At 66.7% G+C, this 16,114-nt stretch carries 17 protein-coding genes, 1 tRNA gene, 1 pseudogene and 1 riboswitch; of the genes and pseudogenes, 12 read left to right on the top strand and 7 right to left on the bottom strand.

The window, feature by feature from the left end; genetic code table 11:
• The first annotated feature begins 152 nt into the window (after positions 1 to 152).
• Positions 153 to 2,381 (top strand): maltose alpha-D-glucosyltransferase, encoded by a 2,229-nt coding sequence (gene treS, locus QUE68_RS20430; protein ID WP_286274308.1) that lies wholly within the window; start codon positions 153 to 155, stop codon positions 2,379 to 2,381.
• 3 nt (positions 2,382 to 2,384) lie between these two features.
• Here treS and QUE68_RS20425 read toward each other — a convergent pair whose 3' ends face one another.
• Positions 2,385 to 2,906 (bottom strand): hypothetical protein, encoded by a 522-nt coding sequence (locus QUE68_RS20425; protein WP_286274307.1) that lies wholly within the window; start codon positions 2,904 to 2,906, stop codon positions 2,385 to 2,387.
• Positions 2,896 to 3,099: a hypothetical protein gene (locus tag QUE68_RS20420; protein ID WP_284228042.1), complete on the bottom strand. Its 204-nt coding sequence runs from the start codon at positions 3,097 to 3,099 to the stop codon at positions 2,896 to 2,898. The genes QUE68_RS20425 and QUE68_RS20420 overlap by 11 nt, the downstream gene beginning before the upstream one ends.
• 36 nt (positions 3,100 to 3,135) lie before the next feature.
• Between QUE68_RS20420 and QUE68_RS20415 the strand changes: the two genes are divergently transcribed.
• From QUE68_RS20415 to QUE68_RS20380, 8 genes are all read left to right on the top strand, one after another.
• Positions 3,136 to 3,606, top strand: a complete 471-nt coding sequence (locus QUE68_RS20415) for a hypothetical protein (protein ID WP_284228040.1) — start codon at positions 3,136 to 3,138, stop codon at positions 3,604 to 3,606.
• Positions 3,607 to 3,618: 12 nt separating this feature from the next.
• Positions 3,619 to 4,491, top strand: coding sequence for an LLM class F420-dependent oxidoreductase (locus tag QUE68_RS20410; protein WP_286274306.1), 873 nt, complete (start codon positions 3,619 to 3,621; stop codon positions 4,489 to 4,491).
• A gap of 37 nt (positions 4,492 to 4,528) precedes the next feature.
• Positions 4,529 to 4,604: riboswitch (Fluoride riboswitch) on the top strand.
• A gap of 21 nt (positions 4,605 to 4,625) precedes the next feature.
• Positions 4,626 to 5,114, top strand: coding sequence for a fluoride efflux transporter FluC (locus tag QUE68_RS20405; RefSeq protein WP_284228038.1), 489 nt, complete (start codon positions 4,626 to 4,628; stop codon positions 5,112 to 5,114).
• The gene (gene crcB, locus QUE68_RS20400; RefSeq protein ID WP_284228037.1) at positions 5,111 to 5,479 is read left to right on the top strand and encodes a fluoride efflux transporter CrcB; all 369 of its coding nucleotides are present in this window, start codon (positions 5,111 to 5,113) and stop codon (positions 5,477 to 5,479) included. The genes QUE68_RS20405 and crcB overlap by 4 nt, the downstream gene beginning before the upstream one ends.
• A gap of 21 nt (positions 5,480 to 5,500) precedes the next feature.
• Positions 5,501 to 5,947 carry a universal stress protein gene (locus tag QUE68_RS20395; RefSeq protein ID WP_286274305.1) on the top strand — a complete coding sequence of 149 codons (447 nt, stop codon included), beginning with the start codon at positions 5,501 to 5,503 and terminating at the stop codon, positions 5,945 to 5,947.
• Positions 5,948 to 6,009: 62 nt separating this feature from the next.
• Entirely contained in the window at positions 6,010 to 7,644 is a 1,635-nt protein-coding gene (pgm, locus tag QUE68_RS20390; RefSeq protein ID WP_286274304.1) for a phosphoglucomutase (alpha-D-glucose-1,6-bisphosphate-dependent), read from the top strand.
• A 10-nt stretch (positions 7,645 to 7,654) separates the two neighbouring features.
• Positions 7,655 to 8,920: an MFS transporter gene (locus QUE68_RS20385; RefSeq protein WP_284228034.1), complete on the top strand. Its 1,266-nt coding sequence runs from the start codon at positions 7,655 to 7,657 to the stop codon at positions 8,918 to 8,920.
• 56 nt (positions 8,921 to 8,976) lie between these two features.
• Positions 8,977 to 9,049, top strand: a tRNA-Ala gene (locus QUE68_RS20380).
• A 173-nt stretch (positions 9,050 to 9,222) separates the two neighbouring features.
• Here QUE68_RS20380 and QUE68_RS20375 read toward each other — a convergent pair.
• Together QUE68_RS20375 and QUE68_RS20370 are read right to left on the bottom strand one after the other, a co-directional pair.
• Positions 9,223 to 10,545, bottom strand: a complete 1,323-nt coding sequence (locus QUE68_RS20375; protein ID WP_284235430.1) for a DUF2254 domain-containing protein — start codon at positions 10,543 to 10,545, stop codon at positions 9,223 to 9,225.
• 3 nt (positions 10,546 to 10,548) lie between these two features.
• Complete coding sequence (locus QUE68_RS20370) at positions 10,549 to 11,031, bottom strand: nitroreductase family deazaflavin-dependent oxidoreductase (RefSeq protein WP_284235431.1); 483 nt, start codon at positions 11,029 to 11,031, stop codon at positions 10,549 to 10,551.
• A 190-nt stretch (positions 11,032 to 11,221) separates the two neighbouring features.
• Here QUE68_RS20370 and QUE68_RS20365 point away from each other — a divergent pair, with 190 nt between their 5' ends.
• Positions 11,222 to 11,713, top strand: a complete 492-nt coding sequence (locus QUE68_RS20365) for a MarR family winged helix-turn-helix transcriptional regulator (protein ID WP_284235432.1) — start codon at positions 11,222 to 11,224, stop codon at positions 11,711 to 11,713.
• A gap of 352 nt (positions 11,714 to 12,065) precedes the next feature.
• On the top strand, positions 12,066 to 12,215 hold the full coding sequence (locus QUE68_RS20360) for a hypothetical protein (protein ID WP_284235434.1): 150 nt from the start codon (positions 12,066 to 12,068) through the stop codon (positions 12,213 to 12,215).
• Between the two features lie 93 nt (positions 12,216 to 12,308).
• Here the strand turns inward: QUE68_RS20360 and QUE68_RS20355 are convergent, their stop codons facing one another.
• The gene (locus tag QUE68_RS20355; protein WP_284235435.1) at positions 12,309 to 12,911 is read right to left on the bottom strand and encodes a maleylpyruvate isomerase family mycothiol-dependent enzyme; all 603 of its coding nucleotides are present in this window, start codon (positions 12,909 to 12,911) and stop codon (positions 12,309 to 12,311) included.
• 346 nt (positions 12,912 to 13,257) lie between these two features.
• On the opposite strand from QUE68_RS20355, the gene QUE68_RS20350 reads away from it, so the two are divergent.
• Entirely contained in the window at positions 13,258 to 13,749 is a 492-nt protein-coding gene (locus QUE68_RS20350; protein ID WP_284235437.1) for a lipoprotein LpqH, read from the top strand.
• Between the two features lie 224 nt (positions 13,750 to 13,973).
• Here QUE68_RS20350 and QUE68_RS20345 read toward each other — a convergent pair.
• A pseudogene (locus QUE68_RS20345) lies at positions 13,974 to 15,739 on the bottom strand (GAF domain-containing sensor histidine kinase).
• Positions 15,740 to 15,826: 87 nt separating this feature from the next.
• Positions 15,827 to 15,964, bottom strand: a complete 138-nt coding sequence (locus QUE68_RS20340; protein ID WP_284235438.1) for a hypothetical protein — start codon at positions 15,962 to 15,964, stop codon at positions 15,827 to 15,829.
• Between the last annotated feature and the right edge of the window lie 150 nt (positions 15,965 to 16,114).

The raw sequence follows: 16,114 nt of genomic DNA, 5'->3' as shown, positions 1-16,114 counted from the left end.
GTCGCGGCGCCGCAGTCGTCGGGCCCGCATACATTGGTGGGGCCCCAAGAGTGGCGCGCCCCGAGTTTCAAGATTCCGTCAGTGGCTATACGTCGCGGACGGCGGGCCGCGAGCAGGCGTCTGGACAGGCAGCAACGAGTGGTGAGGATTAGATGACGGACACGGCCAGCGACGATCAGGCGCGCGAACCCACCGAGATCACCTACGACGAACATCTGCACCCCGCCCGGCCTGGCACCTTGCGCTTCCGGCCGCGGGTGAAGGCTCCGTTCGCGCGGCGGTCGTTGGCGCAGGACGGTCCGCCGACCGCCGACAACCCGGCGTATGTGTCGTGGCTGTTGTCGGAGTCGATGTTGAGCGACGCCAACCAGATCAGCGCCCAGTTCTCCGGCCAGGGTTCGATGTGGCAGAACCCGTTCGCCAATCCCAACCCGCGGGCCGCGGTCTCCACGGCGTCGGTGTGGTTCACGGCCTACCCGCTCTCGCTGATCACCCGGCCCGACGAGTCCTTCCTGACGGCGATGGCCGACGAGGCGATGTGGAAGGCGTTCTCGGAGATCGGCATCGAGGGCATTCACACCGGTCCGGTGAAGCGGGCGGGAGGCATCTCGGGATGGGAGTACACGCCGAGCGTCGACGGGCACTTCGACCGGATCAGCACGCAGATCGATCCGGCCTTCGGCACCGAGGACGAGTTCCGGAAGATGTGCGCGACCGCGAACTGGTACGGCGGTACCATCATCGACGACGTCGTGCCCGGGCACACCGGCAAGGGCGCGGACTTCCGCCTCGCCGAGATGAAGTACGCGGACTACCCCGGCATCTATCACATGGTCGAGATCGACCCGCGGGATTGGCACGAGCTGCCCGCCACCCCGCCCGGGGTGGACTCGGTCAACATCGACGCCGCCACCGAGGAGTGGCTGGACAAGGCCGGGTACATCATCGGCCGGCTGCAGCGGGTGATCTTCTACGCCGAGGGCGTCAAGGAGACCAACTGGAGCGTCACGCGTCCCGTCGTAGGGGTCGACGGCGTCGAACGCCGGTGGGTCTATCTGCACTACTTCAAGGACGGCCAACCCTCGATCAACTGGCTGGACCCAAGCTTCGCCGGCATGCGCATGGTGATGGGCGACGCGCTGCACTCGCTGACCGACATGGGCACCGGGGCGCTGCGCTTGGACGCCAACGGGTTCCTCGGGGTGGAGAAGAGTGCCGCCGAGGGCAGCCCCGCCTGGTCGGAGGGCCACCCGCTGTCGGAAGCGGCCAACCACCTCATCGCCAGCATGGTGCGCAAGGTCGGTGGGTTCACCTTCCAGGAGCTGAACCTCACCATCGACGACATCCGCGAGATCGGCGAAGCCGGCGCGGACCTGTCCTACGACTTCATCAACCGGCCCGCCTACCAGCACGCGTTGGCCACCGGTGACTCCGAGTTCCTGCGGCTGACGCTGCGGACCTCCAACGAACTCGGGGTCGATCCCGCGTCGCTCATCCACGCCCTGCAGAACCACGACGAGTTGACCTACGAACTGGTGCACTGGTCCACCGGCCACCGCGATGACGTCTACACCTACAAGGGCGAGGAAGTCACCGGCGAGGAACTGGGCGAGTCGGTCCGCCAAGACATGCTGAACCAGCTCACCGGACCGAACGCGCCGTACAACCTGGTGTTCACCACCAATGGCATCGCGTCGACCACCGCGACCGTCGTCGCCGCGGCGTTGGGTATCGCCGACCTCGACGACATCGTCGACATCGACCCGATCCGCCGGGCCCATCTGCTGCTGGCGATGTTCAACGCGCTGCAGCCCGGCGTGTTCGCACTGTCGGGCTGGGACATGTGCGGCATGTTGACGTTGCCGTCCAGCGACGTCGCCGAACTGATGCGAGGCGGCGACACCCGGTGGATCCACCGCGCCGGCCATGACCTCATGGGCGTCAACGAAGGCGCGACTCGGTCGATGGCGGGCATGCCGCGCGGCCGCAGCCTCTACGGCTCCATCCCCGAGCAGCTCGACGACGACACCAGTTTTCTGCGCCAGTTGCAGGCGATCCTGCGGGTGCGCTCGCACTACGGCATCGCCACCAGTCGGCAGGTCGACATCCCCGAGGTGTCGCAGAAGGGGATGCTGGTGCTGGTGCACCAGCTCGAGGATCCGACCCAACACCAGCTCACGATCCTGAACTTCGCCAACGAGGACATCGCGGGCACCGTGCGATCCGAACACCTGCCGCCGGGGAGTCACGTGATGGACATGTTCACCGGCAAGACCGTCGGTACGGTCGACGATCTGCACAGCTTCGCGGTGGAAATGCCGCGCCACCATGGCATGTCGCTATTGGTCGAGGCGCCACCGGAGGTCGAGGAGTCGGCGTAGCGCTCACCGGCGGGCGGACTGCGTCAGCAACCCGCCACCCGGTGCCTCGAGCAGACAGATGACCGTGCTCGGCTCGGGATTGGACGACGTCCGGTTCTGATTGGAGTCGATGAGGTACGTCGACGAGTAGGTACCGTCATTTGCCGAGCGGCCGGTGTACTCCGCGAAACCCTGCGCGCAGGTGCGGTCGACGACGTCGGCGATCGCGGTGTTGACCGCCATTGGCGCACGCTGGAATACCTCGGCCCGATGGGGGGTCGCGCAGTCGACGACGGCGACGATGATCACGGTGGGATCCACCGGCGGCGGGTCGGTCAGACAGTCGCCAATGTCGAGGTCGAACCAGTTCACCGTCCGCGCCGTCGGAGTCGGCGCCGTGGTGGTGACCATCGGGCTCGTGGCCGCCGGCGTGGACGGGGTCTCCGGCGTCGTCACTCTCGGTGTCTGGGCGGCCGGAGTGCAGCCCGTCAGCAGCACGAGGGCCGCCAGCAGGCACGTAGTCCGTCGACGGTCGTCAGTCCGCATCCGATCGGCTCCTCTCGACGAACGCCAGAAGGTGCGGATCGTCGGAGGTGAACCGGTCGACCTCCTCGCCGCCGTCGCACCGCATCAGGGCGATCGTCATGCCTTGCGCCGACTGCCCCACCACCTGCCAGGTGGCGCCGGCCTCCTGCCACCGCACTAGCTCGGCCACGCGATCGCGGGTATCACCATGCATGCGTTCACGATCGCATCCCCGTCGTAGGCTGCGGCGGTGGATTCGAGTACGAGATTGGCGGTCGCCGCGGTATTCGTGTGGCTTGGCATGGTGCTGGCCATTTCGTTCGTCGAGGCGCCACTGAAGTTTCGCGCACCGGGCGTCACGCTGAAGGTCGGACTCGGCATCGGACGATTGGTGTTCCGTGCGCTGAACGTCTTCGAGTACGTGTTCGTCTTGGTGATCGCCGTCGCGCTCTTCACCCACGAGACGTCGGCCGCGCTCAACATCGCCGTGTGCGTGGCGGTGGGCGCCCTGTTGACGCAGACCATCGCGGTCCGTCCGCTGCTGGCCCGGCGGACCGCCGCCGTGCTCGAGGGTGACGCCCCCGATGGCGCCACCCCCGCAAATGCGGTCCTCGTCGGTGAGGCTGGACGGCGTTCTCGGGCCCACTTCGCCTATGTCGGGCTCGAACTCGTCAAGGTGATCGCCCTGGTGTGGACGGGGGCCCTGCTCATCGGTGCGTGAGAGCATGGCGCGATGAGACTGGGCCTCCACGCGCTCGGCATCGGAGCGGGCGCCAAGCGGGACGTGATCGACTCGGTGGCCATTGCCGCCGAGCACGCGGGGTTCGCCACGCTGTGGTCGGGCGAGCACGTGGTCATGGTCGACGAATCGGCGTCGCGCTATCCGTACTCCGCTGACGGCCAGATCGCCGTTCCGTCGGCAGCGGATTGGCTGGATCCGATGATCGGGCTCAGCTTCGTCGCGGCGGCGACGTCGACCATCGGTATCGCGACGGGGGTGCTGCTGCTTCCCGAACACAATCCGGTCCTCGTGGCCAAGCAGGCGGCGACGCTCGACACGCTCTCGGGTGGGCGGTTCACGATGGGAATCGGTGTGGGCTGGTCGCGCGAGGAGTTCGAGGCGCTGGGCGTGCCGTTCGAGCGACGATCCGCACGCACCGCGGAGTACGTCGCGGCGATCCGGACGCTGTGGCGCGACGACGTCGCGTCCTTCGGCGGCGAGTTCGTCGGGTTCGAGTCGGTGCGGGTCAACCCGAAACCCGTTCGTGCCGCTGGTATTCCGATCGTGCTCGGCGGCAACAGCGACGCCGCTCTGCGACGGGTCGCCGAATGGGGGGACGGCTGGTACGGATTCAACGTCGAGGGACCGGCGGCCGCGGCCGAGCACGTTGCGAAGATCCGAGCGTGGTGCGAGGAACGCGGCCGCAACGCCGCCACCCTGCGTCTGGCGGTGGCGCTGCGCGATCCGCATCCGTCCGACGCCGCCGAACTCGTCGACCTCGGCATCGACGAGCTGGTCCTCGTCGAGGGTCCGCCCGACGACGCCGCCGCGGCCGCGGACTGGGTGGCTGATCTCGCCGCCCGGTGGCTGCCCGTCCTGAGTTGACACCGTCTGAGTTCGGCCTCCGGCAGGCGGTAGGGTCTCCTGCAGTGGTGATGGATCTCGCCCGAGCCGCCGTTGCTCGAACCGCCCAGATGGCTGATAGTTCCTACCGTCGATCAGATGAGTAGGTAGACCCAATGAATCGTTCAGGTGACGACTCCCACGTCGAGTTGCCCACCGATCCCGACGTCTCCTCGGCACCGAGTCGCCCGCTGCATCTGCGGCCGTCGGCGCTGGGGTGGGTGTTCGCGGGAGGCATCGTTGGCACCGCATTGCGATACGCAGTGGAAGAACTCCTGCCGCACGACGGCTCGGCGTGGCCGTGGGGAACCTTTCTCATCAACCTCGTTGGCGCATTCGTCCTGGGTGCCCTCTTGGAGGGGCTGGCGAGGCTCGGTGACGACTCGGGGTGGCGCCAGCGCGCCCGTCTCTGTGCAGCCACCGGCGGCTGTGGGGCCTTCACCACGTACAGCACCCTTGCTCTGGAGGCCGTCCTCCTGGGTCGGCACGGACACGTCGGCACAGCGATCGGCTACGGCGGTCTCAGCGTCGTGGGCGGTGTCGTCGCCGCGTGGCTCGGCATCGTGGTCGCGTCGAGCGTCCACCGTCGGAGGGCGCGCGCATGATCGTGATCCTCACCCTCGTCGCCGGGGCCATCGGCGCCGTCACCCGGTTCCTCTTCGATTCGTCGATCAAGCGACACTGGCGGTCTCCGTTCCCGTTGGCGACCGTAACCATCAACGTCACGGGATCACTGGTGCTCGGAATGCTGGCGGGCCTGGTGCTCTTTCACGGCCAGCCGGCCGCGTGGCAGACCGTGCTCGGAACCGGCTTCTGCGGCGGGTACACGACGTTCAGCACGGCTAGTTTCGAGACCGTCCGGTTGGTGCAGCAGAACAAGCGAATGCTGGCCCTGCTCAACGCGATCGGTTCGCTGGTCCTGTCCGTGGCCGCCTGCGCGGGCGGGCTCGCCGCGGTCGCGGTGCTCTAGGAGTGAGGGAGGTAGCGCGACATGAATGACGTTGCAGCGCAATTGGTGATGGGGTGGGATGGCCAACTCGCGAGCACTGCGGCCTTGCGGTTCGCGGTCGGTCTCGCTCGGCACCTGGACGCGCACGTGCACGTCGTCCACATCGCCGACGCCAACGATCTGCCGATCGATCCGGACGCCTGGGACTGGGAAGAACAGTTCCACCAGACGGTCGAGGCGCACGCTTCCGGCGCCCGCGCAATCCTCGAGGAACTGGGGTCCGGGTGGACCTACCATGCCCTTCACGGGCGGCCGTCGGATGTCCTTGCCGACCTCGCCGAGCAGGTCGGCGCGCTGATGATCGTCGTCGGTGCGCCGCGCGGCGGCATGCACTCGTTCATCGACACGCTCGCGGGGCAGTCCGTGTCCCACCAGTTGACGCGCAAGCATGGCCGGCCGGTCCTGCTCGTGCCGGAGCCCGCCAGATGACCGGATCTGAATTCTCGGCGACGGGTGCATGCGACACCCGCTGAAGGGGAACAATGAGCTTCATGGCTGCCAACCCCCGTGCCGGACAATTAGCGCTCCCCGAAGACCTGATCGACGTGGCCCAGGTGGTGACGGCGTATTACAGCCTGGTGCCGGACCCGGAGAACGTCGACCAGCAGGTCGCGTTCGGAACGTCGGGGCATCGCGGGTCCAGCCTCGACACCGCGTTCAACGAGGCGCACATCCTCGCCACGACGCAGGCCATCGTCGAGTACCGGGCGGCTCAGGGCACGACCGGACCGTTGTTCATCGGCCGCGACACGCACGCCCTGTCCGAACCCGCGTGGGTGTCGGCGCTCGAAGTACTGGCCGCCAACGACGTCGTGGCGATGATCGACGGTGCCGACCGGTTCACCCCGACGCCCGTGGTCAGCCACGCGATCCTGCAATTCAACCGGGGCCGCGACAGCGATCTGGCCGATGGCATCGTCGTCACCCCGTCGCACAACCCGCCGCGCGACGGTGGCTTCAAGTACAACCCGCCCAACGGCGGGCCCGCGGACACCGACGCGACGAGCGTGATTGCCAAGCGCGCCAACGACATCCTGCGCGGCGGGTTGGCCGACGTGAAGCGGATCCCGCTCGCGCAGGCCCTTCAGACCGCCGAGCGCCACGACTACCTCAACGCCTACATCGACGACCTGCCCAACGTCGTCGACATCCATGCCATCCGTGCCGAGGAGATCAGAATCGGCGCCGATCCATTGGGCGGCGCCAGCGTGGACTACTGGGGAGCCATCGCCGAGCGGCACAAACTCAACCTCGTCGTCGTCAACCCGTTCGTCGACGCCACCTTTCGGTTCATGACCCTCGACACCGACGGCAAGATCCGGATGGACTGCAGCTCGCCCAACGCCATGGCATCGCTGATCGGCAACATTGGCGACTACCAGATCGCCACCGGTAACGACACCGACTCCGACCGGCACGGCATCGTCACCCCCGACGGCGGACTCATGAACCCGAATCACTATCTGGCGGTTGCGATCGACTACCTGTACTCGCACCGGCCGGACTGGCCGGGCACGACCGCGGTCGGCAAGACGGCGGTGAGCTCGTCGATCATCGACCGGGTGGTGGCCGGCCTCGGCCGCAAACTGGTCGAGGTGCCCGTCGGGTTCAAGTGGTTCGTCGACGGATTAATCAGCGGCACAATAGGTTTCGGCGGGGAGGAGAGTGCGGGTGCGTCGTTCCTGCGCAAGGACGGGTCGGTGTGGACCACGGACAAGGACGGCATCATCCTGGCCCTGTTGGCCTCGGAGATCCTTGCGGTCACCGGGTCGACGCCGTCGCAGCGATACGCCGAACTCGCCGAGACGTACGGTGCGCCGACCTATGCGCGCATCGACGCCCCGGCGAACCGGGATCAGAAGGCGCGGCTGGCCAAGCTGTCACCCGAGCAGGTGAGCGCGACGGAGCTGGCGGGCGAGCCCATCACCGCGAAGCTCACGACCGCGCCGGGCAATGGGGCACCGCTGGGCGGGCTGAAGGTGACCACGGAGAACGCGTGGTTCGCGGCCCGGCCGTCCGGCACCGAGGACGTCTACAAGATCTACGCCGAGTCGTTCAAGGGTGCGGAGCACCTGGCCGAGGTGCAGCGGGCGGCCAAGGACGTGGTCAACTCCGTCATCCAATAGGGTCGATTGAGTGAGTACCGACGCGGAGGCAGACTGTAGAACGCCCCCGAAGGACAAGCTGCCCAGCGAAGTCTGGGTACTGATCTTCTGCAACGTGATCGTCGCCCTCGGGTACGGGGTGGTCGCGCCGGTCCTGCCGCAGTACGCCCGCAACTTCGGCGTCAGCATCAGCGCGGCCACCTTCGTCATCACGGCGTTTGCGGTGATGCGTTTGGTAGGCGCGCCACCTGCCGGCCTGCTCGTGCAGAAGCTCGGGGAACGGCGGGTCTACGTCTCGGGACTGCTGATCGTCGCTCTGTCCACGGGGGCGTGTGCGTTCGCGCAGACCTACTGGCAGCTGCTGGCGTTCAGATCCCTCGGCGGTCTCGGGTCGGCGATGTTCACCGTGTCGTCGCTGGGCCTGATGATCAGGATCTCACCGGCCAACGCGCGCGGCCGGGTGTCGGGGATGTTCACGTCGGCCTTCCTCGTCGGGTCGGTGGGCGGGCCGGTGCTGGGCAGCCTGACGGTCGGGTTCGGGCTGTCGATGCCGTTCATCATCTACGGAGTCGCGCTGCTGATCGCGGCGGCCGTGGTGCTGGTCGTGCTGCGCAGTTCGTCACTAGCGGCACCCGACGAGCAGAGCGAGCCGGCGCTGAGCGTGCGGACAGCGTTGCGCAACCGGGCCTACCGGGCGGCGCTGGCGTCGAACTTCGCGACGGGGTGGTCGGCGTTCGGGTTGCGGGTCGCGCTGGTCCCGCTGTTCGTAGTGGAGGTGCTGCACCGCGGGGCGGGAATCGCCGGGCTGGCGCTCGCGACGTTCGCGATCGGGAATGTGTCAGTGGTGATCCTGAGCGGTTACCTGTCCGACCGGGTCGGTAGGCGCATTCCGCTGTTGATCGGATTGCCGGTGGCCGCGGCGACGACCGTGGCGGTGGGTTTTACGACATCGCTGCCGCTGTTCCTGGTGGCGGCGTTCGTCACGGGAGCGGCGACGGGCATCTTCATCGCACCGCAGCAGGCGGCGGTGGCCGACATCGTCGGCAGCAAGGCCCGCGGCGGCACGGCCGTGGCGGCCTTCCAGATGACCTCTGACTTCGGCGCGATCCTGGGCTCATTGGCGGTGGGGCAGATCGCCCAGCATCTGTCCTACGGGGCCGCGTTCGCCATCAGCGGCGGCATCCTGCTGGCCGCGGCGGTCTTCTGGATCTTCGCGCCCGAGACCAGGCCACGGGCCGGTTCGGAGCACACGCCCGCCCGGCCGCTCGGCCCGGACACCGGTGGCGACGTGCCCTGACCACCGGTTTTGAACCGCGTGTGGTGGTTGGTGTACCGTCGACCAGCACGACTTGAGGGGCTATGGCGCAGTTGGTAGCGCACCACACTGGCAGTGTGGGGGTCAGGGGTTCGAATCCCCTTAGCTCCACTTTTTGGACGCAGGTCAGAGGCGGTGCGAGTGGCCAATCCCGACAGCGAGACGCTGATCTGGTACAACGAGCCGAACGCCAATACGTGAGCCACGAGCGGCGTGCGCCGCGTGCTGATCCGGAGCCAGTTGAGGTCGGCAGCTGGCGTGCAGCACGGCGGTCATGGTGCGCTCTACTCGACGCGGTGGGCGATCGCCCGCTCGACGCTGGCGGCGGCGATCTCCAATTGACGTCGCTCGGTCTCATCGAAGTCCGCCCGCCGGACGGTCTGGCGCGTTCGGTCGAGCTGCTCACGGACCATGGTGTGGTCGTCGAGATGCCAGCTGAGCTCCGCGAGCAGGCTGAACAGGCGTTTCATTACCTGCGGGTCCGTGGAGCCGTAGCGGCGCGGTTGGCTGATCGCCGCGTCGACGATCTCATCGAGGCCGGGCCGACGAAGGAATACCCGGGCCGCGTCGTCGCGGTCGCGCAGAACGACCGGACGGAGGTCGCGGTGGGCAAGCTGGCAGAGGATGGCCGAGACGTGGCCCAGCGCGTGGACCGCCGTCGTCGGATCGTTGATTCCGGGCGAGAGGGCCTTGTTCGCCACGTCGGTGAGCTGGCGCAGCCCGTAGCCCACGTCCTGAGCTCCAGTGCGCTCGTAGCCGATTCCGATGGCGTTGTGGATCGCGGCCTGGAGTCGACCGACGGCATCGGTGTCGAGATCGCCGTCGGCCCTCCAGGCGACACCGATCGGCACGCCTTCCACGAGGGAATCCCCGGGATGGCGGTCGATGATCAGGCAAGCATCGACTTCCGTTGCGGCTGCCAGCAATTTGCCATTGTTGATGTGGGTCAGAAACCCGGACGACGGGGCCATGAGGACCGACCCATTCGCGGGCGGCGAGGGCAGCGGCGGTTGCGGTACCGCGTCGGCGAGGGGGGCGGTGGCGCTGCGCAACGTGGCGTTGGTGTCGTCATGAACCTCGCGCAGCATCGTCTCCACCCGGATCTGGCGGGCGAGATGGGCCAGGAACAGCACCAAGCCAAGGACGCTGACGAGCCCGAGAAGGAACGCGACCGTGACTGATATGCGAGGTACGAATCCGGCGCCGGTGTCGGTGCTGCGGATCGCGCGCAAGACCGTCAGCGAGTAGGTGAACGTCGACAGGAAGACCGCGAGCGTGGCCTGGACGAAGACGTCGCTGGTGAACGTGCGCAGCAGCCGCGGCGAGAACTGGCTACTGGCCAACTGGAGGGTGACGACGGTCAGCGAGAACGTCAGCGATGTCACGGTGATGAGCGAACTCGAGATGGCGTCCAGCAAGGTCCGCGCCGCACCGGCGTCACCTCCGAACAGTAGGGTGGACAACCACGCGGGCAGCTGATCGTCCACGCGCGCGTCCAGGTGGGGCAACGCCACTGCAGCCACGACGGCCAGGACGATGCCTGCGACGGGCAACGGCCATAACTGGGTGCGGACCGTGTCGCGCACTGGGGCAAGGATGGCACTCATTCGTCACTTCTCCTGATGTTCGGCACGATGCTCGTCCACGTCGAGGGCGAACATCGGCAATGCGGGGTTCTCGATGTCCCTTGCCAACTCCAGCACGTGGCGCAACCGGCGCCATGCCGTGGGGTGATGCTCCGCGTAACGGGACAACACCGCTTCTGCGTCGTCCGGAGCGAGCGACCGTGCCACTGCGGGAGCGTCGCGGCGTCGTCCGACGCTGATGCGGACGCGCGGATCGTTGAGCACGTTCCGGTACCACTGCGCTGCCTCGCCGAACCCGGACACGATGACATAACGATCGGATCGCGGGTGCTCGACCACCTCGAGCACGACGTAGCGGGCAATTCCACTGTGTCTGCCGCGGTGCTGCATCAGCAGCATCCGCTGGCCGAATAGCCAACCAAGCCTGAGGCGGTACAGGACTACCGGTGCGCGGACAAGCCACCGGGTTCTCAGCATCCGGCCGACGAGGGCTGCGATGAGATCCATCAAGCCGATGTCGTCACCATCCTCGGTCGACGGAGCGTCTACGCCGCAGCGCGGCAAGGCGCTCGTTGGGATCGGAGTCGGTTCCATTTCGCTCGGGGGCGCGACCGGCACGAGGACTGTGCACGATTGCATTATGCAACAGTTGCTCATAAGCTCCCTCTTGCGGGCAGGTTCGGATGAAGGAGGGCAAATGCCGACAGGTAGTGGACTCGACACGCACGAGTCGGCGGATGCCATCACCGACGCCCTGTTGACGGCATCGCGGCTCCTCGTCGCCATCTCGGCGCGTTCTATCGCCGAGAACGATGAGACGCTGACCATCGCCCAGTTCCGCACCTTGGTGATCCTGTCCACCCGGGGGCCCATCAACCTTGCGACCCTCGCGGGCCTGCTCGGCGTGCAGCCATCCACCACGGGCAGGATGGTCGAGCGACTCGTCGGCGCCGAACTCATCGATCGACGACCCAACCCGGCGTCCCGACGGGAACTGGTCGTGGACCTCACCGACCGGGGCCGTGAGGTGGTCGACGGGGTCACCGCTGGGCGGCGTCGAGTACTCGCCGAGATCGTCGCGAACATGCCCGATGTCGAGCGACGCGGGTTGGTTCGCGCGCTGACCGCCTTCACGCGGGCGGGTGGAGAACCGGCCGCTCGGCAGGGAGGCGACGGCTTCCTTGGCTGAGCACGAAGTATCGGTGTTCGACGCACTGCCGGCGTCTACCAGCCCCGGGCGGCGTATGGCGCCGACGTCGCGACCGATGCTCGCAGGGGTTGCGGTAATGGCGGTTCTCGTCAGCAGTTGTTCGAGTCCCCTGCCGGGCTACCCGCCGCCGGCTTCGTCGGTCGCGGTTGATCCGAATACAGTGCCTGCCAACCTGACTCGAGGAGGGGAGCTCGGCACGCTGAGTGCAAGTGGTGTAGTGGATGCCTTGGGACGGGCCGGCCTGCCCGTTCCTCGTGCGCTGGACACCACGGCGCGCGAATGCGTGACCGTCGGGTGCAGCCAAGCGGTGGTGACCGATACGGTGCGAATCATGTCCTTCCCCGACACGGCACGGGCGCAGTCCTACGCCGCGGCCCACGACCTCTTCCAAACGAAGACCATCGTCGTGGACTTCGCGCCGTTGGTACCCGCACTGCAGAGGGATCGGTACCGACGCGAGATTCACGTGCTCGTCCGGTGACTGGCCGGCCCAGGCGCGGCACGACTCTTTCTTCCACCCCGTCTACCTAGACGTACCTGCGATTCCCCACGCGCGATTGCCGCCCGACTGGGCTCAGCGGGCGAGCCGGCCGGCCAGCACCGGCTGCCCTGGGCCGGCTAGCTCCGCGATGGCACTTCGCCGGCCGGTGATCGCCATCAGCACGGCTTCTGCCGGTCCTGTGACCTCCGGTCCCGAGCCGTGAGTCCAGTCCAGGTCGGTCGGGGTCAGGCGGATACCGCGGGCGAGGCGCCACGCCGGCAGTTCGGGGCTGCACAAGCTGGCCCCCAGGACCCAACGCAGCCGTTCAGCCGGGATCTGGCGAGGCATACCCAGCGGACGGCGGATGTCCTGATGATGGATGGTGACGTCGAGCAGGGCGAGTCGGCCTCCGAGAAGAGTGGCCAGCCCCTGTGGCCTCAGATCAGCCCGCAGCTCGTGAAGGAGCTGTTCGGTTGTGAGGGATGCGAGTTCGTCAACACCCACCTGGTTGGTGTGGAGGATCCGGCCCCGGACGGCGCGGCGAAACATGCCAAGAATACTGACCCCGTCGAAGCTCATGACGTGAGCGACCACGTCCCGTACCCGCCAGCCCTCACAGAGCGACGGCGCCTCCCACTGGCCGGGCGTGAGAGTCGCCAGAAGATCAGCTAGGTCCGTGCGCTCGGCCGTGGCCATTTCAAGACCATCCACGGCATCACTTCCCAAGCCAGTCGGTGGACAGAACTCCGTCTTTGTGTGAAGGAAGAAGTCGGCGTTCCATCACCGTTGACGATACGCCAACGGTTCGAGTCTTACTCAAGGAGAACGTCATTCGCGTTCAGCACGAAATTCCTCACCGGCCCGGCGGGTATACGGTGAGCTCAGTGCCGACCAGCATGGCGACTGCACCGACAAGAGCCATGAGTCTTCGAGTCCAGATGGAATACGTTCCCTGGCGCGCAGCGGTTGATACGCCGGTGACGGTCCAAAGGCGTGCTTGCCGCCGGGGTATCAAGGCCCGGCGTTATGGGTAGTCATCAGCATGAACGCGAAAGACTGGACAGCGCTTAAAGAATGCGGCAAGCCGGAGGCGGCGAGCCAGAGAAAGCGGCGGGGTGCGAACATAGCCGCGGGTGCGCTGGCAATGGCAGCGGTGCTGGCGACCGCTGCATGCGCCAACGGGGCATCGGCACTCGGTACGAGGACGGCGCGGATCACGATCGACGGCAAGGACGTAGGCGCGCCGTTCCCGATCTCGTGTCGCCAGCAGCAGTGGGTTTGGCAGATCGAGACTGTCGGCCAGTCGCCAGGCTTCACCGCTCAGATCAGGACGGGTGAAGCCGTGGTCCCGCTTCTCGTTCGCATCACCGACATGGGTGGTTTCACCGGAGTCTTCGCGGCCGACAACCTTGGGGCTGCTGACGCTACCTTCGACAATGGCATCATCAGAACGACGGGGACGGCGGAGGGATTCGATGAGGAACCCCCCTTTGGTCGTGTGACCGCTCGCTTTGCGATAGCCGCGGACTGTTGACGTCGAGGGTCAATTCGCTTGGGTGGGGCAGGCCTCGACGGGCACCGGCATCGCAGTGCTGCTGATGCCTTGACCCTCTTCCGCCGATGCAGTGAGTGCAGCAGCGACGGTCTTGGCCGCGGCTACTAGGACGTTCACCGCGAACGCCACCACCACGCTTCCGGCGCTCGTCGTATCGCTGGTGCCGGAACGATCGACGGGCTATGACCCCCGTGGCGCCCGCGTCAGTGGACGGCTCCGTCATCGACTCGGGTCAGCGGTGCCGACCAGCGAAGCACAGTGCCGCCGCTCGGCGCGTCCGTGACCGTGAATTCACCATCTGCTTGCTGCGCGCGGGCGAGGAGGTTACGTAGGCCGTTTCCTGGGACCCCGGTGATACCGTGCCCGTCATCGACGACTTCGATGGAGAGTTCGTCGTCAACCCTGACCGTTATCGCTAATACGGACGCTCCGGAATGGCGTATTGCGTTGCTCACCGCTTCGCGCATCACGGCTTCGGCGTGGTCGGCAAGCACTGACTCCACGACGGATAGCGGCCCCAATGCCTGAACCGTGGTGCGGATGTCCGCGCAAGCGAACTGCGCTATGGCCGCGTCGAGGCGTTGACGAAGTCGGGTGGTCCCGGATGCACCTCCATGCAAGTCGAAGATCGCGGTGCGGATGTCCTGGATGATGCCTTGGAGGTCGTCGACACTGTCCGAGACTCGTTGCTGCACTTCGTGAGTTCGTGCCCGAGGGATCGTTCCCTGCAGGGCGAGCCCAACGGCGAACAGTCGTTGGATCACGTGGTCATGAAGGTCTCGGGCGATCCGGTCGCGATCGCTGAAAACGTCGAGTTCCCGCATCCGACGTTGCGTGGTCGCGAGCTGCCACGCGAGCGTTGCCTGGTCCGTGAAGGCAGCCATCATGTCGAGTTCAACCTTGCTGAACGGCGGCGCGCCCTTAGGTCGCAACGCGATCACGACTCCGGCCACGGTATCCGCGCTGCATAGCGGTAGGACGAGCGCGGGTCCTGCGCTGTCGATGCCGTCGACCGCGGTGGCCATCGTCGTGAGACGCTTCGGGCTGCGCTGGGCACAGGCGTACCCAATAGTGGTGTTCATGAGAACGGATCGGACTTGGCCCGAGTTCATCTGTGCGCCTGCGGTTTCAATGACGATTAGCTCGATGACGTCCGCGATGGGTATATCACCGTCGAACGGAGCGGCGACCAGGATCACCTCTGCGCCAGTCAACTTGAGTGCTTCGTCGGCGATCAGCCGGTAGACGCGGGACGGATCGGTCCCGGAGAGCAGTTCCGTCCCGATGTCGCGAGTCGCTTCGATCCAAGCCCGACGGGCCTGGGCCTGTTCGTAGAGGCGCGCGTTGTCGATGGCGATACCTGCCGCCGCGGCGAGTGCTCGGGCCAGCACCTCGTCATCTTCCGTGAAGGGTTGCCCGGTGACCTTCTCGGTGAGGTAGAGGTTTCCGTAAACCTCGTCGCGAATCCGGCGGGCACGCCGAGGAAGCTGCCCATGGGCGGGTGATTGGGCGGAAATCCGACCGAGGCTGGGTGTTGGGCGATGTCGTCCAACCTGATGGGGACGGGGTCGTCGATGAGCACCCCGAGCACTCCGTGGCCCTCTGGCAGTCGGCCGATCAGATGACGCGTTTCCTCGTTGATGCCCTCGTAGATGAACTCGGTGAGCTCGTGGTCGTCCCCCCGCACTCCCAACGCCCCGTATCGGGCGTCCACCAATTTCATTGCCGTGTGCACGATTGCCCGCAGCGTCGCGTCGAGGTCCAGTCCGGAGGTGACGACCAGCATCGCCTCGACCAAACCATCGAGGCGGTCCCGGCCCCTCACGATTTGATCTACCCGATCCTGAATCTCGAGCAAGAGTTCCGTCAGGTGCAGGTGCGACAACGGGCGGCGCACGGGTGTTCCGTCGCCGTCGTGGTGCGCTCCGAGGTCATTCGCCAGTCGGCGTAGCACGTCCCGCCCGGCCATCACCATTGATGGCTCCAAGGGGTTCGCCGCGAGCGGGATCGTGGTGTCGGCCTTCTCTTGCGGATGAATGGTTGGCACGGCGTCTCTTCAGTTCCCCGGTGCTGCCACGGGTTCGCACGCGATCGCCACCATGGTCGCGTTGACCGCACTGGATTCGACGCGGGTGTAGGTGCGAGCGAGTGCGGACGTTGGAGTGAGCATGGTGATCCCGGTCTGGGTGGTCACCGAAGCGTGCGGTAGCGAGCGAATGCTCTGCGAGGGCGGCGGCGGACGGCTGCCCTCATTCCGGACTAGTTGAGAGTCTCAACATCGCTGACGCTACACCCCGGTGGACGTGCCGACGCCGATCGTCGGTCATCGTTCACCGCGAAGATG

Source organism: Mycolicibacterium sp. TUM20985 (assembly GCF_030295745.1).
GTDB lineage: Bacteria > Actinomycetota > Actinomycetes > Mycobacteriales > Mycobacteriaceae > Mycobacterium.
The sequence above is the reverse complement of the archived record's forward strand: the minus strand, read 5'-3'. Positions and strand labels throughout refer to the sequence as shown.